General features: G+C 72.3%; 1 protein-coding gene and 1 pseudogene. Both read right to left on the bottom strand.

Annotation, left to right across the window (positions count from 1 at the left end):
* Positions 1–388 (bottom strand): annotated as a pseudogene (locus AB0O00_RS39175) (hypothetical protein); the annotation flags it as partial.
* Positions 389–529: 141 nt separating this feature from the next.
* Complete coding sequence (locus AB0O00_RS39170) at positions 530–1,339, bottom strand: aminoglycoside phosphotransferase family protein (RefSeq protein WP_363659442.1); 810 nt, start codon at positions 1,337–1,339, stop codon at positions 530–532.
* Between the last annotated feature and the right edge of the window lie 133 nt (positions 1,340–1,472).

Here is a 1,472-nt window from a genome sequence, read left to right as displayed (position 1 = left end):
GGATCAGGTGGATGGTGCCCTGGGCGATCCAGGTGCCCTTGGCCGCGGGCGCGTTGAGGTAGTCCCACATCCGGTCCGGGGCGAGTGCGTCGCCGAAGGGCATGCCCTTGCCGGCACGGGCGACGCGGGCGGCGAGCTGGAAGTAGCCCGCGACCAGCAGGACCGCTCCGGCCCAGGCGAGGTAGCCGGCGGAGCGCCTGCGCAGGAGCTCGGCGTCCCCGGTGCCCGTTTCCGGGGCGCGCAGGGCCGGGCGCACGGTGGTCGCGTAGGTGACGGTGGCTCCGATGGCCCCGCTGAGGCCGAGGAAGTAACCGGTCTTGGTGAGGAGCCGCCAGAGCTGGGGCATGGCGTATCCGGCCGTGGTCGCGGCCAGTGAAGCAGAGTGCATAAGGTGAGGCTAACCTAAATTTAGCCCGACTGGTTCTGCCGGTGGTCCGCCTTCAGTCCACGGCCCACCGGCGACTGGTTGGAGACGAAGGCGACGGCGAGGCCGTACCCGGTCGCCCGGCACCGCCCGGCCGGGTGGTGCTCACTCCTGCGGGCCGGTCACGAGCCGCTCCCAGTCGTCCTGGTGCTCGCGCGCGTAGGCGATGTCCCGCAGGTAGAGCGCGAGGTGCCCTTCGTCGATGTGCCGCTGGAAGTTCTCGTCACCGGCGGCGGCGCGCTCCTGCATGAAGTCCGCGAGGGACTGCAGGCGCTCGGACACCGTCTCCATCGCGGTCCGCCGCTCCTCGCGGGTGCACCCGTAGGCGTCCAGGAACGCGCGGGCCCGGCGGGCCTGTTCGGCGAGACCGCCGAAGCCGTCGTGGTTGTCGGGGTGCGTCACCGGGGCGAAGCGGTAGAGCGCGTAGGCCAGGTCCCAGGCCCGGGGCCCGGGACGGGCGGCGTCGAAGTCGATGATCCCCACCGCCTCCTCGCCCCGGAAGACGCAGTTGTACGAGGCGAAGTCGCCGTGGCAGAGCACCTCGACGGGCTCCATGGCCCCGAACTGCCAGCCCTCCCGGGCGCCGTCCGCCCAGGAGGACGTGGCATCGTGGTAGCGGCGCAGCAGCGCGGCGGCGCTCACCAGCGCCCGCTCGCTGCGCACCGCGGCGGAGAGCGGGTAGTTGCCCACCTCCCCGTCGAGGTAGCTGAAGACCGAGCGTCCCTGCTCGTCGACGCCCAGGGCGCGCGGCACGCCGTCCACGCCCTGCTGTTCCAGGTGCTTGAGCAACCGGTGTACCGCGTCGCTCCAGGGTCTCACGGGCTTGCGGACCGTGTCGCCGATGCGCACCACCACCGCCGTTCCGCCGCCGGCCAGCTCCTGCTCGTCGCCCTGCTTGTTCTGCTCGCTGCTCACGTTCGCGTCGTTCCTCTCGCGGGGTATGTCAACTGCCCTGTCAGGCAGGGGTTGTACGGGATGCTGCCAGACGTTCGGCCGGCTCTCGCCCCTGACCACCGCCCCACCCGCCCCCGGCAGGGGCGGGTGGGGC

Source organism: Kitasatospora sp. NPDC093558 (assembly GCF_040683475.1).
GTDB lineage: Bacteria > Actinomycetota > Actinomycetes > Streptomycetales > Streptomycetaceae > Kitasatospora.
Note: the sequence above shows the minus strand (reverse complement) of the source record. Positions and strands in the feature narration are given on the sequence as shown.